This is a genomic window from Hymenobacter terrigena, assembly GCF_054776515.1.
Map to the genome: position 1 here is coordinate 805,991 of NZ_BAAHBU010000003.1, position 21,205 is coordinate 827,195.

The window sequence follows — 21,205 nt, forward strand, 5'->3', positions numbered from 1 at the left end:
CGCTAAAAATGATGTCTGTTTTCAACAGTGAATGCGCTAGGAAAAGACGCTGCTAACACCTAGTTGTCGTGGCAAGCTATCTAACCGATTATACCCCAAGTGTCGAACGCTGATTCAGTAGCGAAATCAGCTGGTGATTTACGGCTCGTATGGGGTACGGGGGCACAGCAAATAAGTGCCGCAATTAGGCCAAGGCAGGACAACAACGTTGCGGGAAAGGCGTGGTGGTCAACGGCGATGTGGAGCAGGTCAACGCCACTACCCGTATCCATATGGCCGAACGATAATGGATTGAGCACCTCCTATGGCACGTACCGGAGCAGGGTCGATGCTATTGAATCTGCCCCGGAACTGGATGTGCTTTCGGCCGGTAGTATGTCACAGCAAATGGTTGAGGGATGGATATAGGGCCGACGAGCTAAGAAGCCGCCGATTATCTTTGACTGCATCACTTACCCATTTACTGTATGGCCCTCAACTTTGATGAATTCCAGAAAGTCGTAGAATCGGCGCAGCAAGCCGACGCCGTCAAAGCGGAACTGAAGCGCTCCTTGCGAAAAGTAACCTCGGCCTTAAGTGCCCTGCAGGCCGCGCTCGGCGAGATGGAAACGGTGCTTTCCGACGAGTACGTGGCGACGCCGAAAACCCGTAAGCCCCGGCAGCCCCGGGCCGAGCAGGCCGCCGGTGATGGGGCCGCGCCGAAAAAGCCGGGCCGGCCCAAGAAAGCCTAAGTCCAAAAAAAGAAGGCTCCTGCTAACAGGAGCCTTCTTTTTTTGCTAAAACCGGGTGATAAAGCGAGCGGTCGCTACCTCGTCGATGAACTGAGTCGCATGCTGGGCGAGGGAAGCGGCGAAATTCCCCTTCGCAGCATTTATACCAGCAAAGCGCAGGGTGGCGTCTTCGTGGATGGCACGGTGCAAAGCCGGGGAGTGGGCGTACTGCTCATAGGCCCGGGCCAGCCAGGGTCGGGCTTGGGCTAACCGTTCCGGAGATGCCAGGCGGTTGCGCTTCACCCGTTGATTAAATACCTTATCCACCGGCAGCAGGTTCCAGAGCTCGTTGATGGGGTAAATGGACAAGGGCAGCAAGTGGTCCAGGTCATATTCCTGCGGTTGGACAATCCTTTTCTGCGTCCAGGGGCAAGTGAACGGAACCCCTTCATAGAGCAACACATCGACCTGATTCCTTTCCCATTGCAAAGGGCGTCGGTTATCGGGACGGGCAGTTAATAGCATGTAGGCCTGGCCCCGGGAACACGGAGTGTCCTGTTTTACTTGCTGGGTGAACAGGCTCCACTCGTGCAGGCAGAGGGCCTCTACGTACAGGGATAGGTTATGGAAGGCCTGCCACAGGGGGGCAGGCACTACGACGCATACATCCTGGGGCAAGGTGCCAGGCAGGGGGTGGGCCCGCAGGTTCTGGGCTTGATCCGGTTTGGTAAACACCGTCCAGTGGCCCTCGCCAGCAAATTTGATGGGCATGGCCACCGCTTGGGTGATTTGACGGATGGATACGTCATGAGCCTGGAGCAGCGCTGGGGCATATTGCGCTCGGCGCCGAGGGGTGCGCATTTCGGCTAGCAGGAAGAACCCGTCGGAAGGAGACTGACTGGGGTATAATGCCTTCAGCTGGGTTAATGCCGGGCGAAAGCTCAGGTCGTTGCGAAACACCCCATCCCGAAAGGAGCGGCCTCCTTGATAAACCGGCTGAGCTTCGTCCATGAATGGCCAGTAGTAGGCCGCCCAGAGGTCGGCGATGCGCTTGAGGGGCACGGCGACGTGGTCCGTAATTCCCGGGTAAGCCAGGGCAATATCATTCAGGGCCCGGAGCAGGGCGATTTTGTAGCTGGTGGTTTTATTATCGTGCTTGAGGATGGTGGCAATAAGCTGCTCACCGGTAGGGTAGGAGGAGGACGTCATATGGAGGGCAAGGTAGGCTCCGTGACTTTGGGGAAGATGACGAGTGTCAACGCCTTTTGCTCGAGCATAGGGCCGGTCATGAAAGATAGCACTATCGCCGGATTGCCTTTACCTGAGGCATAACATATAGGCATTGAGGAGCTTTTCACCGAACCATCATTGGCCGACCGGTAGATTTGTCCCCCTTGTCTCCCACCCATTTAATTCTATGCATTCATTCTTTACGTTCCTTGCCTGCGGCTTGCTGACGGCCGCTACTGCCCGCGCCCAGGCCCCCACCTACAACTTTTACTACGGCAACCTGCACGCCCACTCGGCCTACAGCGACGGCAACCAGGACGCCGCCACTTCGGGTAGCAACACGCCGCTGCAGGACTACCAGTTTGCCAGCGCCTCGCTGCACTTCGACTTTCTGGGCCTCTCTGAGCACAACCATTCCCAGGCCGGCATGAACCTGCCCAGCTACGCCCTGGGCCGGGCCCAGGCCACGCAGGCCACCACACCAACGTTTGTGGCCCTGCATGGTACGGAGTGGGGGGTTATCTCTGGTGGGGGCCACATGCTCGTCTACGGGGTGCACAAGCTCTACGGCTGGGAGGCGGGCAACTACGACGAGTTCGTGACCAAGAACGACTATCAGGGCCTGATGCGCAAGATTAACAACGTGCCGGGGGCCTTTGCCCTGTTTGCCCACCCGTAGAGCGGGGACTACGGCAACCTGGCCGGCAGCGCGACGGCTTTCAGCCCCCGGGCCGACTCGGCCCTGGTGGGCGTGCCCCTGCGCTCGGGACCGGCCACTTCGGCCTCGACGCTCTACAACGCCGTGGGCACGAGCTACGAGAGCACGTTCCGCACGATGCTGGCCAAGGGCTACCACGTCGGGGTGAGCCTGGACCACGACAACCACAACACGACGTTTGGCCGCACCACCCACGGCCGGCTCGTGGTGCTGGCCCCCGGCCTGAGCGAGGCCAACCTGCTGCAGGCTTTGCGCGCCCGCCGCTTCTACGGCTCCGACGACTGGAACGCCCAGGTCACGCTCACGCTGGCCGGGCAGCCCATGGGCACGATTGCCAGCGGACCCGCCGCGGCCCCGCTGGCCGTGGGCTACGCTGACGCCGACCACGAGGCTGTGACGAGCATCACCCTGATGCGCGGCGTACCGGGCTCGGGCACGCCGGCCGTGAGCGTGGCCTCGGCCGCTGCAGGGTCAGTGGCCCTGAGCTATACCGACCCGGCGCTGATGGGCACGGCCTACTACTACGCCGTGATTGTGCAGGCCGACGGCGACCGCATCGTCACCTCTCCCATCTGGTACACACGCACGGCGGCCACGGCGACCGTAGCGGCCCAGGCGGCGCTGCCCGTGGATGTGTTCCCTAATCCGGCCGTGGCTGGCGGTTCGGTAACGGTGTCGTATTACCTGGAAGCCGGGGCGACGGTGAGCGCTGACGTACTCGACGAGTTGGGCCGTCCCGTGCGGGCGCTGGCTTCGGCGCAGGCCCAGGGCGCGGGGCCGCACACGCTGGACGTGCCCATAGCCGGGCTGGCTGCTGGCCTCTACACCGTGCGCCTCGTGCACGACGGGGCCGCGACTTTCCGTAAGCTGGTGGTGGAATAAGCGTTCATTGGTCTATAACGAAAAAGCCCTGACCGGTTGGTCGGGGCTTTTTCGTGGACCTTCCCTACACCTTTGTTCGTGGCATAGGCCCACAAAGCCTCGCTGGGTGGGCTCGTGCCCAACGTAACGATTTGGTAACGTTTCTACCGCAACCCGGCCGACGCGGCGGTGGTATTACCGGACTACTCCCTCGTTGCTTGTGCCATGAAATTCAGCACCCTTCGTTCGCACTTCGACGCCCTGCGCGCACGTCAGGAGCGGGTCGTCTATGCCGTCATGGGCATCGCCGCGGCGAGCGGCCTGAGCTGGGCGTTGTGGGAGCACTACCTCAAGGCATTGTAAGGCCGCTACCCTAATAACACCACTTGCACGGCTCCATCGACTGCTGGGCCGAGGCCAAAGAGATGGGCACGACGCTGGCCCCGCACCGGGCCAGGCCCCGGCAGCCGGGCGAGGCGTGGTACTTGACCGTATTGCCGCTGTCGCAGTAGTACACCGTGGGGCCGGTGGCGTGTTTGGTCTTGACTTTGACTTTGGCCGCAGCGTGGTGGGCGACGGTTTTGTGGGTCGTGCGGGGGTGATGCGTCTGGGCCGGCGCGGCGAAGGAACACGCGAGCAGGGCCGCCTGGAGTAGCAGGTGCTTCATGGGCGGGAAGGTACCACAACGCCCTGTGACCTCCATGGCCCGTTCGCCGTACAAGCCAAAGCCACCGACTCCCTAATCGCCCCTGCTCATGCGTACGCTTCCGCTGCTCGCCCTCCTCATGCCCCTAGCTGCCGCCACCGCTTGGGCCCAGATACCCCGCAAGCCTGCCACGCCGCCCGTGCCGCAGACAACGGGCCTGCCGCCTTCATCCGGCGCGGTGCCGGCGGCGGCCGTGCCCGCGTACCCAAAGGGCTACACCACCAAGCACCTGGGCGGCACGACCAGCCCCACGTTTCCCAACGGCTTGCCCGAGCGCGACCTCGACCACGGCACCAGCCGCGCCGACCAGCCCCGCGCCAACCAAGCCCAGGCCGGGGCCCAACCCACCCGCAGCATCCTGCGCCGCAAGCAGCGCTAGTACCGGGGCCCTAAAAAAGCGCTCTGGGTGGGTAAGTGACTTGCAGCTGGTACGTGTACCTTCGACGCCATGAGTGCTATTTGCCGCCGACTAATTCTCTTGTTTTTAGTATGCTGGCCGTTTTCGGGGCAGGCGCAGTCAAACAGTGCCTTTAAAATAATCGCCCTGTTTGAAATTGGAAGAAGTGCGTTGGAGGTGACCATTGCCACCGCCGTGCTGCTGACGGTTTTCATGGCCAAGCCGGAAAATACCATTCAGGACCGCCGGGCTTACGGCGCTTGCGTGGCCGTTATCGGTTCCCTTGCGGCGGGGGCCATCAGCATCCTGCTATGGGCGGTTTTTGCCCTCTACGCCGGGGCAGAAAAAGAAGGGTGGGTCTGGCTGTGGTACCTGCTCGTCAGCGCGGGACTCGTTGGGGGGCTGCGGCTAAAAAGCCGGCCGCTGGCGGCTAACGGGGTCGCCTTGGGCAGTGTGTTGTTGGCCGTACTGGTGGCGGTCTACGGGTACGGAACCGCACCCGCGGGCGTTACCCCGCCACAGGCGGACCCGTTGGGCTTGGTGTTGCTCGATGTGCGCGATGCGCCAATCCCCGCATCGACAAGGGCGGGCCAGTCGCTACTGAGCGATTCTCACGGCGTTGAACTGGCCCCGGAAGACGAGCGGCCTGGCTTTCCCGGCGGCAAAGCCGGATTGCAGCGGTTCGCGCAGAAACACTTGCATTACCCCCTGCAGGCGCATGTTTTTGGGCGCAAAGGCATTGTGCACGTCCTGTTCACCGTGCAGGTGGACGGGCGCATCACCAACGTAGAAACCATTGGGACGGTGGGCTGGGGCTGCCCCGCCGAGGCCCAGCGGGTTGTCATGCTGCTGCCGGGCTTTGCCCCGGCCCGCCGGAACGGGGCGCCCATTGCCGCACAATCGGTGTTGACGTTCTCCTTTAGTGCCCGGTGAAAAAAGATGAAGAGCCTGTAATGCCGGGGTAGCTACCCACGCTCGACACTTGTTCCGCAAGGTAGGTTTTAAATCTAGTGCGAGTTCGTGCGTGGATAAGCACTTGTTTACTTAAACGGCCGGAAGAAAGGGGGGCTTCACTTCTGCCATTCCACGAATACGTGGTCCTCGCCCGCCAATAGCAGATTGAAAAACAACAGGCAGCTCAAGAGTATTCTTACCAAGCCTTCTCCAAGTACATGAGAAAATCTATTAGCCCCACATCGATGAACTCGGTGGGCAATATGAATTTATACCCTGATATCGTCAAGCAACCGCTTGCCTTTCAGTGGTGGCACTGATGCGCAAGGGTGGAGCTACGCGGACATTTGATCAGCTGCAATCGCATGGTAGGCTCATTGGATAATCTCATCGCATGAACAAGCACGATCACCCGGTCGACGTCGACGCATCCAGCGAGCAACTCTCTTTTTTGCATGATCCGCCGGCATGGAGCCTCGACCCGGCCGCAACTAAACCCATTGCTGTCCTGATTTGCCACGGCATGGGCCAACAGGTTCCCTTTGAAACCCTCAGCTCCCTTGCTGAACGCCTGCATGACCCCCAGGCCCCTGCTCCCCTGGTCCGACATGTTCGTTTCACAGACCCGGCCGATCCTAAGCAAGAGGAGTGGCTGCCCCGTGCCGAGATTCAAGTAGCAACAGCGCGGAACGGTACACGCCAAGTCCACGTGTACGAGGTGTATTGGGCCCCGCTGACCGAGAGTCGCATCTCGCTTACGGAGGTGGTGAACTTCCTCGGTGCTGCCGGTACTCGGGGCCTCTGGCAGTGCCGGCATCGCTTTCAGCGGTGGGTGTTCGGCCAGGAGCAGGTCTACGACCGCCCCCTGCGCACGCCCCTCTCGCTTCTGGTCGCTTTGGGGGTGGTGGCCTCCCTCGTGGTTATCAATACGGTCCTCATGCTCGTTGCCGGCGCCCACGCAGTAGGATTGATTGGCCAAGCCTTCGTCTCTTCTCAACTGGTCGATCAGCTGACCGTGGACTTGATCCGCATACTGGCCGTGGTGGCCGGCGTGGGAGGAACCCTGGCGCTAAGCTGGGAAAGCCGCCGTCTGCCCCGGTTGAATCGCGTGCTGACGGCCGTAGCTTGGGTTGGCCTGGTCGTGTTGCTGGTCGCGGTGGGGTATACCGCTTGGGCAATGGGGCGACATTATCTGTTGCTGCACGAAGCCTCTCCATCCGGAAAAACCCCGTTCATCAGCGGCCCGCTGCACCGTTTTACCTGGCGATGGGACTGGGCTCGGGCCTATCTCGCGCCTACTCCCCGTCCTGTCCTGATCGGACTGATTTGGGCCACGGCTCTGGGCGTGAGCCTGTGGGTGCGCTCTTTTTTCATCCAGTACCTCGGCGATACCGCCATCTACCTGGATTCCTACAAGGTTGATAAGTTTCATAAGGTGCGCGAGCAGATTAAGCAGACGGGCGCGCGCACGGCGCGTCTGCTTTACGGCGCCCGGCAAACCACGGGCGCTGGAGCCCAGCCAGCCGCTCCCGCTTTCCTCTACGACCGCCTCGTGCTCGCCGGGCATTCCCTGGGCTCGGTCATTACCTACGACACGCTCAATGCCATGCTCAGGCTTGACGAGACCACCCACGGCGGATTGCACGTGGCCGCGCGTACCCCGACGCTGCTCACTTTTGGCTCTCCGCTCGACAAGACGGCGTTTCTCTTCGATTCCCAGCACCCGGAGGCGCCCATACGCGACGGCTTAGCGGCGTCGGTGCAGCCCATGATTCGGGATCGAAAAGCCCGTGCCCTTATTTCGTGGGTTAATCTGTACGCCAATGCAGATGTAGTCAGTGGCAAGCTTGAATTTTATGAGTTGCCCCTGCACCTGCCTTCTCCAGTGTCACTCCGGGTCCGGAATGTAGTCGACCCGGCGGCTAGTACCCCCATCGCCGCGCACCTGCAGTACTGGGATGGAGCCTTGCTGAAACAAGAGTTACTGCACGCCCTGGCGTGATAATGTGCTCACACTATTCATTAGCTAGTTGAAATTTAATGCCCCTTATCATGTCCGAACAGGCAGACGTTCTCATTCAGGCCGGCCACGAAGGCCGTCTTACTGGTAAAACCGGGGCGGAAGGCCCCTTGGGTAGGGAAATAGAGTGGACGCCCATCGTAGCGGATGCGGCAACTGCGGCGCTTCGAGCTGCCGGCATTTCCGTTATTCGTAAACCTGCGCTATTGGATGGGGTGTATGAGGTGGCCCTCGCCATTTTTATTCATTTTGACGGTTCTGATTCCCCTTGCGATAGCCGGGCTTCCATTGGCTACGACTATGATTCAGATAAACCCGCCGCGGATGAGTGGAAAGCGTTGTATTCCAACTATTGGCCGTACGGTTGGATGCCGGATAACTTTACTGTCGACCTGCGCCAGTACTATGGATTTAAGGCCTGTATCACCTCGGATGCAGAATTGGTGCTGGAACTCGGCGAAATCACCTGTTTAAAACAGGCTAAGTGGCTGAAACCTCGCTTGGCTTGGATTGGAGAGTTATTGGCCCATTTCATTAGCAAGCGTCTAGGGAAAGGAGGCATTGCCTTGCCTAATTCGTTTGTGGCCGCTAACCCGGCTTTGGCCTTGGTTGGGAAGGTGAAGAAGGGCAAGAAACAGGCGTAAATGGGGCAAGCAAAGAGCCGCGTGTTGGAGTGGCTTATTCTTTGATTTGCCTCGTTTTGAGAAGCAGCGTGCGTTGGGCTTAGCTCCTTGGGCACCTGCCTGGACCGCTACTCGCGTAAAGTCGTGGGCTGAGACGTGCGCGATACCATGCCGGAGGACTTGGTCAGTGAGGCCTTGCGCCGGGCCCCGGCCGTGTGCCGCCCCCGGCCGGGCTCATCGTGCATTCGGACCAGGGCAGCCAGTACACGGCCACCCGCTTTAAGCAACTTCTTACCCGCTACGGGGGCTTGGCAGAGCATGAGCCGACGCGGCAACTGCTACGACAACGCCCACGCGGAATCGTTTAAAAGCCGTTTCAAAGCCGAGTTGCTTGACGGCGGTAGCTTCCCCGGCCTGGCCGAAGCCAAGCTTGAAATCAGCCACCTCATCGCCTAATACAACGCCGAGCGCCGCCACTCCGCGCTCGGCTATCTCGTGCCCAACCACTTCGAAACCCAATTCAAAACCACGTCCCAATTGTGTCCGGCTTAGCTAGACCACCTCCGTTCCGGATCCCCGGGCCAGGTTTTCCTCTAGGGATGTCTAACCAGAACGCTTCAATGGATGAGTAGCGTCGTTTAGCGTCTTCTTTCTGCGTACGCGGATGCCTACTTTCCTGCTGCTGGACGAGGGTGCCCAAGTGGTGCTCAGTGAAGTCGTCTACACGGTGGTCTTCCTCACCCAGGCGGCACCGCATACTTAAAAGAGGACGCCGAAAAGCTGCTGAACTGCCTAGCTGGGGAAGCAGCTAGCGAATAAAAGCACTTCGGGCAAGTCCTGTCGCCGAATGGCAGCTTCCAGCCAATTCAATCTCCCTATCAGTCTTACCACACCGCTAAGGATAGCCCAGAAAGCCATAGTTCGCCTCGCTGGCTGAATATGACCGCGAGAGCATCCTGGAGAAGACCAAAGCCGGCCAGCAGCTGGCCGTCGCCCAAGGCAAGCACATCGGCCGGCCCAAGGGGCTCGACGCCGAGAACCTGGCCAAAGTGCGCAAAGCGCTCGAAAAAAGGCCTGTCGGTGGCTGAGACCGTGGAACTGACCGGCATCAGCCTCTCCAATGTCAAACGCGACCGCAAGCACCTACAGGCCGCGTTGAACTACTAGCATAGACGGCCGCAGGGGCTTCGCATAAGCTGCTATAAGAAGGCAATAATGGCGCGTTTTCTCAACAGAAGCATGCTGAAATACAGCTTGGTGGCAGAAGGTTTTGCATTAATCCTTCGCCGGCCACCGCTATTGCCATCGCACCGCATCTGCTCACTTACCCACTTGGCGCATATTTGCTGCTTGTAAACTATTGCCGAAGGCAAAAACTTGACCTGCTACCTGTAAATTAAGTGCTGGCACTGATGTATGGGGGGGTATAATTAACGTGTTTTACAATATTCCTATCCCTAATGCTAAAAGTATCGAAGGGCGGCACATATAAGCAATAGATTGGATTAGTCATGGATGGGCAATGAGCTGTAGTTGTAAAGCGGCCATTGCCGATATATAATACATTTTTCTCATCGCGAGGCGATACGCATATTCTCATCTGGTCCTTTTTCCATAGCCATATGCAAACTACTTCCGACGAGGTGACTGGTAAAATTGCCGTGGCGCTTCAAAAACTAAATATTAATAGCCACGCTATCTTCCATCCTGTCCAAGATATTGCCAATGAGGCGCAGTTGTCACATGCTGAGGTACTTGGCGCAGTCGCAGGCTCGGATAATTTTGTGCTTTCGTCACGTACTAGCTCAACAGGAGACAGACTAGTTACCACCCGCGACCATTATGATAGAAATGCCTCTTTCGGCAGAAAACTGCTTGGCGCATTTACTAACCGTATTGATTGAGGTTCAACAAAGTATTTCAACTTTCAAGCTCTCACTTGCATCATGACTCCTCTCATAATTAACATCTGCTTGGCGGCAGTGGCGGCGCTTGCAGCACAGCTTCTGCCCTTGACGCAGATGACTGCGGTACCTCCAAGTAGCCGCCCGAACTTTACTGACCTGGTTTATTACCTGCCATATGTGTTTAATCCTTTGGTAGCCGGATTTATCGCCTATTTGTACTTCCATGCTACGCCATCTGACAATTATTTTTTGGTTGCTCAGGTCGGCATTTCTGCACCCTTTATTTTGCAAAATTTTATTGCAAACCCTATAAAAGCAGCAACAAATCCGCAAGGGACTATCAAAACTGTCACAGATTCGAAAGGAACTACCTAGTTACAATTAAGCTATTTCAATAATCATTCTCAATTTGAGCATCAGGCAAACCGATGGCTGAAGTGCCACTGCTAGTAAAGTAATAGTACCTCATCATGAAATCAATACTATTTCTACTTAGCGTTTGCCTGTTTTTACTGAAAACCACGGTAGGCTACGCCCAAACAGCCGTCATCGAAGTAGATTCTGTGACAGGCGTACCGAGTGCCGTCTTGCCCTTTGACCAACCCTTTATTCTAAAGATCCCAACAAAATCACAGCAAGTATTCAGCGTTGCTTATGTACAAAATGCAGGTCGACAGAGTCTTGCCACTTCGATACAGAGGAGAGAGCCCGCTGCTCAAAAATATTTAAACAATGTCAACAAATACAACAAAGTATTAAAATTAGAAAACCTTAATGGAAAGAACAGCGATTTTGAAGTAAAAAGAGTGGGTACTCAAAATTATCTGCTCATCCGCATTCGTGGTGAGCATCTACTTAACCCGGGGAAGATTTACACGTTTTTTTGGAATGAGGACGTTGATGACACAGTGATGAAGCTGTTTGATCAGTATGTCAAGTACAGGAATAGCGGTATAAGTCACGACCTCGATATTGCCTCGGCAACATATAAAGAAGTGGCAATAGCGAACCGGGACGTCCTTGGTTTAGATGCAGGGCTTCCCTCCGATGCAGCAAGTGTAAAAACACTAGCCCCCATCAAGGATGCGTATGAAGACACAGGGAGCCACAATCATTTGAAAGAGAATTACAATGATTTATATAAAAATGTAGCTGACTATAAATCATATGTACAGCCCCTGACCGTGAATGGACTAATCACAAGTAGAGGGTCACTTCTTATTTTACTTCAAGAGATTTCCCAGCGGTCACCCCATTTTGATACAACGCTAAAAACCAAATATCTACCAAATGTGCTGATTGCCTCAAAGCGCATCCTCCATTTAGTTGATTTGGACTCAGCCCGCTGGCATAGCGTATTATTAGGTTACCAAACATTGGATTGCATAAACTGTAAATCCACAGCTCCGGAGCATTTTGAAACTCGGTTTGCTAATCTTAAAACGTCGACCGCAGGGTTAGAGGAATTGCTGCTCGTTGCACGGGCTGTTCAAAACAACCAACCTGCGCTCCGAAATGCAGTGATTGCGCTCACCGGATTGGCCGTGGAAATGCGCGGCAGAGTTCAATCATTTGAAAAAATAGCAGAAACCCGTAAAGCAATTAAGGATGAGATTTCTTCAATCGGTTTGTCAGACCTGCACCAAGTAGGCGGCACAACTGTGGTCGCCAGTTTTGAGTCCCGCACCAAATTTAGCATTACACCCGACTTCGGTTTAGTGACGACCCGGATTGGCAAAGATGGGGGCAATCCGTATGCCCTTATGCCATACCTCGGTTTTCAAGTCAATTTGCGGCCACTTAATCGCGACATTCCTTTTTGGATGTACAAACACAAACCCCTGCATTACGCCTCCATCATGGTGGGGTATACACAAGTCTCGATAGATAACGGCCCAAAAAAAAGCCCAGGTGCCGATTCCGTAGCCAACTTTTTCAACAAGTCAACCTTGATAACAGGGGCAGGGTTTCGATTGGGTAATGCCGTTCGACTGACAGGAGGCTTAGTGTGGTATTTCCAGTATAATACCTCCAATCCAGATGTAAAGCCCATTGTATACGACCGTCGTCGGCTGCAAACGTGGCCATTTGTGGGTGTTTCCGTTGATTTAAGCCTAACAACCCTCCTTAACGGGATTTCCGAAATTATCCCGGGTATTTCACGCCGCTTTCAGCCAAGTGCTTCAGCAAAAGCCGCCACGCCGTAACTTACATTTTATTTTTTTATGTCAACTAAAAAAGCAAAGGCCCTCTTAGACAAACATCTTGAGTCGTCAGCACTAGCATTAAGCAAAAGGCTCGATGAGATTCTTCCTCAAGATGAAAATGAAGGTGCCAATCATCGCATTGATATCATATTCACTGGAGCCAACGGCTTGCAAGCCGCAGTTGGAATATGTAAAATTTGGACACCTAACGGTTTCATATTCGGGCCATGTCCGCCGCCCCAGCACTAGGAAAACAGGCAGCCAAGCCAATCTGACAAGGGAAGTACTTGAGGGCAACATAGCGACGCATTCGTACCACGTGGCCGGAGGGACCGAACGCGCACGCCGTCGGCCATTTCGAGTGCGGTTTTCAACGTTAGGCGGACAGAAGCAGGATGTATATTTCTTTTGTGATAACAATCAACAAGAGCTAGTCGTTGCCCAACCTATTACGGAAATACTACGAGGCCTTTAAGGCGGAAGCCCTTCGCTAGTCCAGCGAAAGGAGAAGTCCTCAGGCCGCTGCGCAACAGTCTGGTCTTAGTCCTACAGCAGACCTAGATTGAGCCTGATAAGGTTGTCTTGCCGGTCACTGTTCATCAAACGTGATAGGCTCCGATAAACCCTACATACCAGGAGCACCCTGCACGAGTGGATAGGGCCTGGTAAGCTCTCCTTATCAGGCTTGCCGCACCGCTAGGGGCTGGGATCAGAAAGTCACAAGATGTTGATTATGTAATATTTGCATTCGGATTAGCCGATTATGGCTACAAATTGGGTTCAGGATGGCAGTTCAAAAAGAAACGGCCACTTGGTTTATTAAGCCTATATTTTTGGACCGCACGAAAATAACACCTGATTAAAAGTCAAAGACATAAAATATATATGATATGTCTTTAGAGCAAATTTGACTCCTTTCTGCTATAAGTAGGCCAGCACGCAAGCCATCGAGCAACTATTGAGTATTAACCCCAAGTCGCTCTAATGGAGGCAGCAGGTGCAGTTCGTGGCTGAAGTGGGCAGTGTGGGAGGGGCCTGATGCCCAGAAGAATCAGTGGTGACACTGATTCTTACCACGTCGCAACGCTCTTGCTTTGTCTGACTGCCAAACGCCAAACTTAAGGCGCTGCAAGTTGCTGGCAGCCCCAATGATTAAGTTAGTTGTCTTATGAGTGTTTTCAGAAATTTGCAATGGAAGGCAGTCGCCCCTGATCCGGCGCTAATCGCGAGGCTCAACGCCACAGGCTTTCGATTCGAGGGCAAAACCAAGTTGGCAACCTTGATGGATGACCGGACTTGGGCCGCCAGCCCACGCGTGCCAGTGGTGGAGCCCGGGCATGAAACCGTCTTTTTTCCGCCTGGCACCACAGCCAAAAGCAAAGCCATTACTCTTTTACAAGCCGCCGCCGAAATTGAACACCAGTTTGTGGTTCAATACTTATATGCTCACTACTGCGGCGCGAAACAATGGGGCGCGAAGATCTTCAAGGTCATTGCCGAAGAAGAAATGGGGCATTTGTTGACGGTACAGAACTTATTGCGTCTGCTAGGCGAATCTTCTCACCTGGCACGCCTAGAGACACTGACGCCGGATTTGGCCCCTACCCCTTTTAAACTACAGCCGTTTAGCCTGCCCTTCGTCGCGTGTTTTCTGGTCGCAGAGTCCCCTGACGCCCAATCGTTGCCCCCGGGCCTGCCCGAGCATCTGCCCCCAGGGATCGACTTGCAGGAGATCCACCGGGTAGGCGTGATTTACGCCCTGCTGGCAGATTTATTTACTGCCGCCGCAGCCGGCTCCGATCCATTAGACCATTTGACAGACGCAGATTTCGTTGACCCGGCGCAGTTAGTGGGAGCCCTTAATTTGTTTTCCGATTGGCGTGGTGCCACTGATCTAAGTAACCCCAATGGCAATATATTGGTGCTGCCTGCCACCGACCAGTTTGCCAGCTCTGCTGCCGTCCGCGAATCGGCTTTGTCTGCTATTCACCTCGTAGCGGGCCAGGGCGAGGGGTTAATCGACGTGCCGGTTGATGCCAATGAAAAATCCCACGCCATGCGCCTGCAAGAGGTGTACACCGCCCTGTTGGCTACTCCCTTTGTCGGCCCGGCGTACCCTACTAACCCGCATCTCACTCCTTCTGACGCGCACGACGAAAACGTAATTACGGGCGCCGCAGCGATCCAGGCCGCCCTCGCATTGAACCGCAGCTACGAAGTGCTTTTGCTCAACATTGCACTGGCCACCATGAGTGGGAAAAACAAAGACCGCATTGCCTGCATCGGCAATGCAATTAGCGCTATGTTCGACATCGAAAAATATAGCCTCAAGCTAATTAGCCTGCCGCTCCGCGACGATGGCGTGGGCACACGCCTAGCCGCCCCGCCCTTTACCTTGCCCGCCACGGGCATTCCGACGGATATTGCGACCATCAACGCGCGCTTACAGGAACTGGAGGCCATTGCCTGATCGGGTTGCACAATCAGTCTATTAAAATCCCCGCAAAACCTACGTTTTCAACTTATCCTTTAATCACCGCATTTGCTATGCAATACCGCATCTTTCCTCCCATTGGATTTGCCCGGTTGGGGCAAGATGACAACTTCATTCTAGGTCCTGAGCAGCCCAATACGGGCCCCGCGGAGATAGACGGTACGCCGGTAACACAGTTCAAGGATGCCACGGGCACCCGAATCCGGAAGCAGGGTGCGCGATTCCACTTATTTGAATCACCGGACGGGCAGAATTGGCGCCCAGCGGCCCTGCAGCCTGGCGACGCCATTCATTGGACGGTACAACTCGCCAATACGAAAGCGGCGGTGAAGCGCTCCAACCCGCCGTTACAGCCTCGCTGGCCGGCGCTGGACACTTCCCGGCAGACGCGACGCATCGACAGTGGTGCTGTCACCACCAGCGGTGTCAACCAGTTGCCGGCCTCTCTGCAGGGCACGTACACCGCCACGCCGCCCGGCGGTGCCCCTACATATACGGTTAACGTCGAACTGGGCAGCATCCGTACTGATTCTACGGGGCGTTTGGTCGTGCTGGGCGGGCGCGGGTTTTCAAGCGCCCCGCCGTCCATGCCCCTGACGAGCAGCTTCTACCGCAACGACGGCTGGCACGATGATGTAGCCGATGGTCCTGTACAGGCCGAAGTACGCTTCGCCGACGGACGTCCGGCGTCGCAGGCCGATGGCGCCTGGGTCATTGTGGCACCGCCCGATTTTGCCCCGGCCATTACGGGCTTAGTCACCCTCTACGATGTGTTGCGACAAGTAGGCCTGAACCTAGGAGAATTACCTAAACCCACGCAAACGATCTACGATGCCGATATCCAACCCCTGATCGAGCGGGCCCGCAATCTGGCGTGGGTCAATGACCAAATTGTCTGGGATGCGGCTGAACTCGCCCTATTAACTGACCCCCGCCTTAACCTTCCAGCGGTGGCCCAGCAGCAACTACGCAGTCAGGTGGCAGGACTCATTCGCCGGGCAGCCAGTCAGCTGCGGCAATTTGCTTTGCGATCGTTCCAGATGGACCATTTGAAGGCCTGGGAAGCAGGAAATTTTACTTCTCGTCCGGCAGCACCGGTGGCCGGGTTTACGGCCGCCGGGCTTACGCAGGCGGCACTCGAAGCTACGGTGGGCCAAGGGTTCTTTCCCGGCATCGAAGCGGGCACCATCGTGCTAGACCCCAAAACCAGTAACCCTGCTGCGCAGTCGCTTTATGTCCACCCATTTTCTTTCCGGATCGATCATACCACGGCCCAAGCCGGAGACTTAACAGCTGAAATGGCGCAGCCGTGGCAGGCCGATTTTGTGGATTGCAACACGGACTGGTGGCCTTCGCAGCGCCCCGACAAAGTCAATGGCACTGCGGACTGGGCCCGGGGAATAGTGAGCTACGAAGACATGATCCAGAACTTTGGCCGGCTCGGTTTTGCCCTACGGGACGCAGCCTCGGGCGTATTCGTGGAGCGGGAGCGGGACCCCACGTTCTAGCTCGTGCGTTGGCGATGCATAAGCCCATTGTTATCGTTGGCGGCGGCCCAGCCGGCACCATGTGTGCGCTGGCGCTGAACGCGCGCGGCCACTCCGTCGTGCTGGCTACCGGTTCACCTCGGCGCATATCGTGTGTTGAAATATGCAGTTCCCTAGCAGCTTGGGAGCTTGAAGCAGCATGCGGCTGCCTCATTCCGCAAACGGTTTGTTCGGCCGTTGACACATTTGCCTCGGCGTGGGGCAACGCTCTTCTCCAAGTACGCCAGTTGCACGCCGAGCCCACGGGCAGCCATTATTTACTCAAGCGCCCAGCCCTGGACGAATGGCTGCTCGTCACAGCCGCAGCGGCTGGTATCACCGTCGCACCCAATTGCACCGTGGAAAGGGGCAATGCGTGCGGTACTGAATGGGAATTGAAATCTCGAACGACCGGGCAACGCAACCGCATAGCCGCCAGCTTTGTGGTAGAGGCAACCGGACGGGCTGGTCGGGCCGCAACTCGTCCCGAAGTACACCGCCATTACTTCGACTCCCTCGTGTGCGCTACTGTTGAGGTACGGCCACCGGTGACACTACTGACAACACTCCCCGGAGCCATGGTCGAGTCATGTCCACAAGGCTGGTGGTACATGGTGCGTCAACCCGAGGGTGGCATCACCCTGTGTTGCTTCAGCGACGCCGATTTACTTCCCGCAGCCGCGGCCCAGTGCGACTGGCTCCTCGCTCAGCTACGCTCGACAAATCACTTGGCATATCTGGCAGACCATTTTCCTGCAGACACGGTCATCCGAGTGTGCGAGGCCCGCACATCGGTGCGGCACACGCTTTGGGAAAATAATTGGCTCTGCATCGGCGACGCTGCGTGGAGCCTAGATCCGCTCTCCGGTACCGGTATTGAGCGGGCTATTCACTCTGGCTCCAGAGCTGCCACAGCACTAGCGGCTGCCCTAGAATCCCAGAGACCAACTAACCACCTGCGTCACTTTGCTCTTGCACAAGGGCAAGCCTTTCAGCAAATGCTCATCAGTCAACGCTCGTATTACCAACTCGAGCCGCGTTGGCCAGACGCACCATTCTGGCGCAGGCGGCAGTAGCGGCTGTGCTATCTTAGGCTCCCACTTTATTATTACTCGGTTTAATAGCGGCCGTTACGAGGTGCCTAATTGTAAATGTTGACCCGCCAAGAATTTCCAAGGGTTTCCAGTCAGATTGTTGGCTTAAAAAAGACTGCGGGTCGCCCAGCATCAATCCGATAAAGGTTTCCGCAACAATCCGCCCACCGACGCGGCCGAGCTTAATCGGTGTGTCATTGGTTACGAATTCCTGCTGCGCCTCGGCAAGAATATAGTACCACAACGGCGCATTTCCAGCAAATTCCGGCGATAGTGCAATCAGTTTCGGATTGGAATTCTGTCCATCTTCGTCGGCTTTGCCAACCTTCAGCAAATGGTCCGGTATCACCTTTTCTCCCAGAAAGCGAGCCACCGATTGCCCCGAAGGGAGGCCGAACGCCCGCCCTCGAAGCAAGTTCCGCTCGGCAAGAGAAGGGGGCCCTCCCGATATGGTGCCCCTATTGGCAAACAAGTCGCCGAGTGGATTGACCAAGGATGTGTCGATTTTATACGATTTCTGGATTCGGTTCGGGCCCTGCAGCGGGGCCCCACCAGGGTTGAAAAACAGATCCCAATCGATGGCGTAGTTGCTGGGCAACTCCCGAAAGCCGTCGAGGCTGTTAGCCGGATCCCTTGAGAAAATTATTTTGCGGTCCAACTCGAGATTCAGTCGATAGATTGGCCTGACCATGGAATGGCCGAACCGGTACGCCGCAACCGAGAACTCAACGGGAATAAACGGGTACTTTTCAAACTTGTAAATTTTCAACTGGGCCGGTGCGTGGTGAATCGTCGTTCCCAAATGAAGGTGGGGTAATAGTTCCTCTACCAAAGACCTTCCGACAATGGTTGGAAGAAAATCGGTTAGTACCGCGTACTGATAGTGCCAGCGCACTTCGCACTGAATTTCCTCAAAACTCACGGGACGGTTTTTGACTATGGGCAGGTTATCGGCCATGAAGTTATGGAACCGCAAAAAGGCCGCTTGTAATTGCGACACGATCACGTTCTCGTCGTTTCTCGGGTCGCCAATGATCGCCCTTCGGGGATCGCTAGAGTTCCGGGGCACATCGCGGGCACCCGGATCCTTGGCGTTCCCGCCAAGCGGCTTGCCCAGAATAAAATGCAGGCCATCGTCTTCGTACATATACGGCTGGTCGTTCGGGCCCCTTCCGTATAAGTTATCCAAATCAAACCGGGGGGTACGAAAATCAATCAAGCCGTTTGGGTCATTCAATTTCTGCAAGCTACTGGCCGGGTCAAACGTTAGATCGTGGTCAATGAATTGACCAAAATAGGTGTATCCGGCGTCAATTCCAGGATTTTCTTCGGTGTCGATTTGATCCTCTGGAGTTGGCTCTGGTTCCGGTAGTGCGACCATTTGCTCTGCCAGGGTTAACAAGGCCGCATCTGAAAACTTGGCAGGAGCCAATCTTCGGAACATTCGTCCAAACGCGCCTTCAAAGGATGGAGAAGAGGGAATGTTAGACATTCCTCTTGGCAACGCGCCATGGGGTCTTTTCATAAGAAGGAAGGTTTTATTATGGGATCATTAACTCCGCAATAGTCGGGGCGTACTTGCTAAACACCGCACCAAAGCTGCACTGCGTTTTCAGGTGCTATGGAAAATGGACAACTTATGACGGCGAATGCTTGAACTTGTTCAGTCCATCTTTATTTACTTTGAGAACACTCGTTCTTAAATCTTTGCTCACATAGGTGTAAACCGCTACGCAAGTAGCGATTTTCCAAATACTTAATTATCAGTGGCAGCACTGAATTTTTGAGCAGTAGCCTTGCTTTCATATTGAGCTAATCAGTAAGTGGAGGACGGAAGAAGGAAGTGTATTTCTGTTATTACAACAGCAAAAAAAGAGCGGGCCGTCACCTGACAAAAAGCATCAGTACTACGACGCATTCAATGCCCTGAACCTGCGCCTGCTGGGAAGAGTCGATTCGAACCTACATTGCTAAACTACAGCCGCTTTTCTAGGCTGGAGGAAGCGCAGCAATGGTCCACCACATCACCTAGCGGAGCCACCCGTACCTCGCTACAGCGCTCCCAATTCCTTCAAAATCCATCTACTAACCAAGGCCTAATTATTCATTTTGGCTAGACCACTTCCATCTAAGGAATCCTAGTGCCTCCGTCATACCACTTTTTCATGTAATGGTAGGCAATCCAGCCAATAGATTCCGCCGCATCCCGGCTCTGGCTATTATCGGTGTGGCAATAGCCTACGTTATGTGCGTATTCGTGACACAGGTGTACTGCGTAGGCGTATTCAAACGGGAAGTCATCTCCCATATCGCACTGAATGTTTTCATAGAAAGACAAAATGCTATTTGTGTACGGGCAGGTGCTTCCCAGGCCAAAGCATTTCTTCCCATGGGGTTTCCTCCCAAAAGGCTGGACCGTCAACGCGAGAGAAGGGTTCGGATTACGAAGCAAGCTTTCCAGAACCTGATTGCCAGGTAGATCGGGCTGCGAGGTTTTATGGTTTGGCCCACACCCATTGCAGATATTATGGTAATCGTAGCTGCGTTTCCTTACGGAATCCTGAAACTCCTTAGAGGTAAGAATATAAGAGGCAATGCGCAAGGCATGGCTGGCGATGGTTTTATTGACTTGACTTGCCGACGAGGTGAACATGCTGCATTTCAAGGTGACAGCTTGCACACCTTTCTGGCCCATTGCGTTCTGTGCCAGCAGTAGAAACCAGCCAGACAGCAAGATGAAGAAGTAACAGGTTTTCACTACGGAAATGGTTTGGGTGCTTAATGGCAATATGCCAGGCGCAGGCCCCCGGGCAGCTCCGTGAGTCGAGGGACAAACATCTCGGCGCCGCTGAGGCTTTTTTATCAGCAATACTTTTCCAATTTGGCCATAATACAGTCGTGGATTTTTCCGAAAGCTTAGTGTCGCACCGGGTATTGTCTGGATCATACGCTCCAGCTTGAGGACGGCTTTGTGAGTCCATTTGCCTAACTCCGCGACCTAGCTTAAATAAAGCAGCACTTTATATTATATTCTTCGTGCCCGGCTAATTCGAAATCATCCGAAAAATGGGTTTTCACGGGGCTCTTGTGCTCTTTAGCTGCTTTCCAATCTTACGTGCCCTCAAACTGTAAATCTCCTTTTCAAAGCAGTCCCATCGTAGTAAGTGGTTAGAATTTACTTCCGCTTGCGGTAGTGGTCAAGCATCACGTTGTTTTCATGGTCCCTACCCTAATGCGAAGAGCCTTTGCCGTTCTGGTAATGGCCACCTTGGGCAAAGGCCGTGGGGCAAGTGCCAGTTATGGTCAGGGTAAGCAGGAAACGCTTCATTGGGAAGGCAGACATGGTGAGTTGCAAACGTAGCTGCGCGGCCGGTGATAGGTATCCGTGCCAGCACTGAATTTAACCAAGTAAGCCGAACCAAAATGCCTATATCGAGCGATCTAATGGCTCTTTTCGCCGTGAATTGCTGAATGTTTACCTATTCTGATCGTTAGCGCATATGCACCAACTCGTATGGTGCTGTATGCTCAGTTACAATAATTAGCGCCCCCCAGACCCTAAATTTCATGACCTCAATCGACCGGGTGAACTCTACTACCCACTGGCTTAACTGATAGGGAAGTGTACATTCCTGTACGCTTCCCTAAATAGGAAGCCAGTTGAGAGTAGAGAAAAGCGTATTTTCACTACCTGACAACGACGAAATGAAAAAGGGACGATTCAGCGAAGCCCAGATTGTGGCCATTCTGCAACAGCA

At 55.2% G+C, this 21,205-nt stretch carries 20 protein-coding genes and 1 pseudogene; 17 read left to right on the forward strand and 4 right to left on the reverse strand.

Annotated features, from left to right (window positions below; all coding sequences use genetic code 11):
- Positions 1–467: 467 nt before the first annotated feature.
- On the forward strand, positions 468–731 hold the full coding sequence (locus tag ACYU7Q_RS16510; protein WP_460610542.1) for a hypothetical protein: 264 nt from the start codon (positions 468–470) through the stop codon (positions 729–731).
- A gap of 45 nt (positions 732–776) precedes the next feature.
- Here ACYU7Q_RS16510 and ACYU7Q_RS16515 read toward each other — a convergent pair whose 3' ends face one another.
- Complete coding sequence (locus ACYU7Q_RS16515; RefSeq protein WP_460610543.1) at positions 777–1,919, reverse strand: HNH endonuclease family protein; 1,143 nt, start codon at positions 1,917–1,919, stop codon at positions 777–779.
- Between the two features lie 208 nt (positions 1,920–2,127).
- On the opposite strand from ACYU7Q_RS16515, the gene ACYU7Q_RS16520 reads away from it, so the two are divergent.
- The 3 genes from ACYU7Q_RS16520 (at position 2,128) to ACYU7Q_RS16530 (ending at position 3,882) form a co-directional block, all read left to right on the forward strand.
- Positions 2,128–2,619: a CehA/McbA family metallohydrolase domain-containing protein gene (locus tag ACYU7Q_RS16520; protein ID WP_460610544.1), complete on the forward strand. Its 492-nt coding sequence runs from the start codon at positions 2,128–2,130 to the stop codon at positions 2,617–2,619.
- A 72-nt stretch (positions 2,620–2,691) separates the two neighbouring features.
- Complete coding sequence (locus tag ACYU7Q_RS16525) at positions 2,692–3,540, forward strand: T9SS type A sorting domain-containing protein (protein WP_460610545.1); 849 nt, start codon at positions 2,692–2,694, stop codon at positions 3,538–3,540.
- 204 nt (positions 3,541–3,744) lie between these two features.
- Entirely contained in the window at positions 3,745–3,882 is a 138-nt protein-coding gene (locus ACYU7Q_RS16530) for a hypothetical protein (protein WP_460610546.1), read from the forward strand.
- Positions 3,883–3,892: 10 nt separating this feature from the next.
- Here ACYU7Q_RS16530 and ACYU7Q_RS16535 read toward each other — a convergent pair whose 3' ends face one another.
- Positions 3,893–4,186 carry a hypothetical protein gene (locus tag ACYU7Q_RS16535; RefSeq protein ID WP_460610547.1) on the reverse strand — a complete coding sequence of 98 codons (294 nt, stop codon included), beginning with the start codon at positions 4,184–4,186 and terminating at the stop codon, positions 3,893–3,895.
- Between the two features lie 88 nt (positions 4,187–4,274).
- On the opposite strand from ACYU7Q_RS16535, the gene ACYU7Q_RS16540 reads away from it, so the two are divergent.
- From ACYU7Q_RS16540 to ACYU7Q_RS16595, 12 genes are all read left to right on the forward strand, one after another.
- Complete coding sequence (locus ACYU7Q_RS16540; protein ID WP_460610548.1) at positions 4,275–4,604, forward strand: hypothetical protein; 330 nt, start codon at positions 4,275–4,277, stop codon at positions 4,602–4,604.
- Positions 4,605–4,799: 195 nt separating this feature from the next.
- Positions 4,800–5,555 (forward strand): energy transducer TonB, encoded by a 756-nt coding sequence (locus tag ACYU7Q_RS16545; RefSeq protein ID WP_460610549.1) that lies wholly within the window; start codon positions 4,800–4,802, stop codon positions 5,553–5,555.
- A gap of 415 nt (positions 5,556–5,970) precedes the next feature.
- A complete protein-coding gene (locus ACYU7Q_RS16550; RefSeq protein ID WP_460610550.1) occupies positions 5,971–7,578 on the forward strand; it encodes a hypothetical protein in 1,608 nt (535 codons plus the stop codon).
- Positions 7,579–7,628: 50 nt separating this feature from the next.
- Positions 7,629–8,240, forward strand: coding sequence for a hypothetical protein (locus ACYU7Q_RS16555; protein ID WP_460610551.1), 612 nt, complete (start codon positions 7,629–7,631; stop codon positions 8,238–8,240).
- A gap of 297 nt (positions 8,241–8,537) precedes the next feature.
- Positions 8,538–8,675, forward strand: coding sequence for an integrase core domain-containing protein (locus ACYU7Q_RS16560; RefSeq protein ID WP_460610552.1), 138 nt, complete (start codon positions 8,538–8,540; stop codon positions 8,673–8,675).
- A gap of 1,166 nt (positions 8,676–9,841) precedes the next feature.
- Positions 9,842–10,123: a hypothetical protein gene (locus tag ACYU7Q_RS16565; RefSeq protein WP_460610553.1), complete on the forward strand. Its 282-nt coding sequence runs from the start codon at positions 9,842–9,844 to the stop codon at positions 10,121–10,123.
- 42 nt (positions 10,124–10,165) lie between these two features.
- On the forward strand, positions 10,166–10,501 hold the full coding sequence (locus tag ACYU7Q_RS16570; protein ID WP_460610554.1) for a hypothetical protein: 336 nt from the start codon (positions 10,166–10,168) through the stop codon (positions 10,499–10,501).
- A gap of 95 nt (positions 10,502–10,596) precedes the next feature.
- A complete protein-coding gene (locus tag ACYU7Q_RS16575; protein WP_460610555.1) occupies positions 10,597–12,333 on the forward strand; it encodes a hypothetical protein in 1,737 nt (578 codons plus the stop codon).
- 18 nt (positions 12,334–12,351) lie between these two features.
- Positions 12,352–12,582, forward strand: a complete 231-nt coding sequence (locus ACYU7Q_RS16580; RefSeq protein WP_460610556.1) for a hypothetical protein — start codon at positions 12,352–12,354, stop codon at positions 12,580–12,582.
- A 919-nt stretch (positions 12,583–13,501) separates the two neighbouring features.
- Positions 13,502–14,803 (forward strand): ferritin-like domain-containing protein, encoded by a 1,302-nt coding sequence (locus ACYU7Q_RS16585; RefSeq protein ID WP_460610557.1) that lies wholly within the window; start codon positions 13,502–13,504, stop codon positions 14,801–14,803.
- 77 nt (positions 14,804–14,880) lie between these two features.
- A complete protein-coding gene (locus tag ACYU7Q_RS16590) occupies positions 14,881–16,335 on the forward strand; it encodes a LodA/GoxA family CTQ-dependent oxidase (RefSeq protein WP_460610558.1) in 1,455 nt (484 codons plus the stop codon).
- A gap of 14 nt (positions 16,336–16,349) precedes the next feature.
- Positions 16,350–17,429 carry an FAD-dependent monooxygenase gene (locus ACYU7Q_RS16595; RefSeq protein WP_460610559.1) on the forward strand — a complete coding sequence of 360 codons (1,080 nt, stop codon included), beginning with the start codon at positions 16,350–16,352 and terminating at the stop codon, positions 17,427–17,429.
- A gap of 13 nt (positions 17,430–17,442) precedes the next feature.
- Here the strand turns inward: ACYU7Q_RS16595 and ACYU7Q_RS16600 are convergent, their stop codons facing one another.
- Positions 17,443–18,972, reverse strand: coding sequence for a peroxidase family protein (locus ACYU7Q_RS16600; RefSeq protein ID WP_460610560.1), 1,530 nt, complete (start codon positions 18,970–18,972; stop codon positions 17,443–17,445).
- Positions 18,973–19,575: 603 nt separating this feature from the next.
- Entirely contained in the window at positions 19,576–20,205 is a 630-nt protein-coding gene (locus tag ACYU7Q_RS16605) for a hypothetical protein (protein WP_460610561.1), read from the reverse strand.
- A 658-nt stretch (positions 20,206–20,863) separates the two neighbouring features.
- On the opposite strand from ACYU7Q_RS16605, the pseudogene ACYU7Q_RS16610 reads away from it, so the two are divergent.
- Positions 20,864–20,935: pseudogene (locus ACYU7Q_RS16610) on the forward strand (hypothetical protein); the annotation flags it as partial.
- Positions 20,936–21,205: the final 270 nt, after the last annotated feature.

Coding starts and splice junctions, on each gene's coding strand:
- ACYU7Q_RS16530 (WP_460610546.1), top strand. CDS start 3,745: ATGAAATTCAGCACCCTTCGTTCGCACTTCGACGCCCTGCGCGCACGT.
- ACYU7Q_RS16520 (WP_460610544.1), top strand. CDS start 2,128: ATGCATTCATTCTTTACGTTCCTTGCCTGCGGCTTGCTGACGGCCGCT.
- ACYU7Q_RS16510 (WP_460610542.1), top strand. CDS start 468: ATGGCCCTCAACTTTGATGAATTCCAGAAAGTCGTAGAATCGGCGCAG.
- ACYU7Q_RS16570 (WP_460610554.1), top strand. CDS start 10,166: ATGACTCCTCTCATAATTAACATCTGCTTGGCGGCAGTGGCGGCGCTT.
- ACYU7Q_RS16560 (WP_460610552.1), top strand. CDS start 8,538: ATGAGCCGACGCGGCAACTGCTACGACAACGCCCACGCGGAATCGTTT.
- ACYU7Q_RS16595 (WP_460610559.1), top strand. CDS start 16,350: ATGCATAAGCCCATTGTTATCGTTGGCGGCGGCCCAGCCGGCACCATG.
- ACYU7Q_RS16600 (WP_460610560.1), bottom strand. CDS start 18,972: ATGAAAAGACCCCATGGCGCGTTGCCAAGAGGAATGTCTAACATTCCC.
- ACYU7Q_RS16515 (WP_460610543.1), bottom strand. CDS start 1,919: ATGACGTCCTCCTCCTACCCTACCGGTGAGCAGCTTATTGCCACCATC.
- ACYU7Q_RS16580 (WP_460610556.1), top strand. CDS start 12,352: ATGTCAACTAAAAAAGCAAAGGCCCTCTTAGACAAACATCTTGAGTCG.
- ACYU7Q_RS16585 (WP_460610557.1), top strand. CDS start 13,502: ATGAGTGTTTTCAGAAATTTGCAATGGAAGGCAGTCGCCCCTGATCCG.
- ACYU7Q_RS16555 (WP_460610551.1), top strand. CDS start 7,629: ATGTCCGAACAGGCAGACGTTCTCATTCAGGCCGGCCACGAAGGCCGT.
- ACYU7Q_RS16535 (WP_460610547.1), bottom strand. CDS start 4,186: ATGAAGCACCTGCTACTCCAGGCGGCCCTGCTCGCGTGTTCCTTCGCC.
- ACYU7Q_RS16590 (WP_460610558.1), top strand. CDS start 14,881: ATGCAATACCGCATCTTTCCTCCCATTGGATTTGCCCGGTTGGGGCAA.
- ACYU7Q_RS16565 (WP_460610553.1), top strand. CDS start 9,842: ATGCAAACTACTTCCGACGAGGTGACTGGTAAAATTGCCGTGGCGCTT.
- ACYU7Q_RS16550 (WP_460610550.1), top strand. CDS start 5,971: ATGAACAAGCACGATCACCCGGTCGACGTCGACGCATCCAGCGAGCAA.
- ACYU7Q_RS16575 (WP_460610555.1), top strand. CDS start 10,597: ATGAAATCAATACTATTTCTACTTAGCGTTTGCCTGTTTTTACTGAAA.
- ACYU7Q_RS16540 (WP_460610548.1), top strand. CDS start 4,275: ATGCGTACGCTTCCGCTGCTCGCCCTCCTCATGCCCCTAGCTGCCGCC.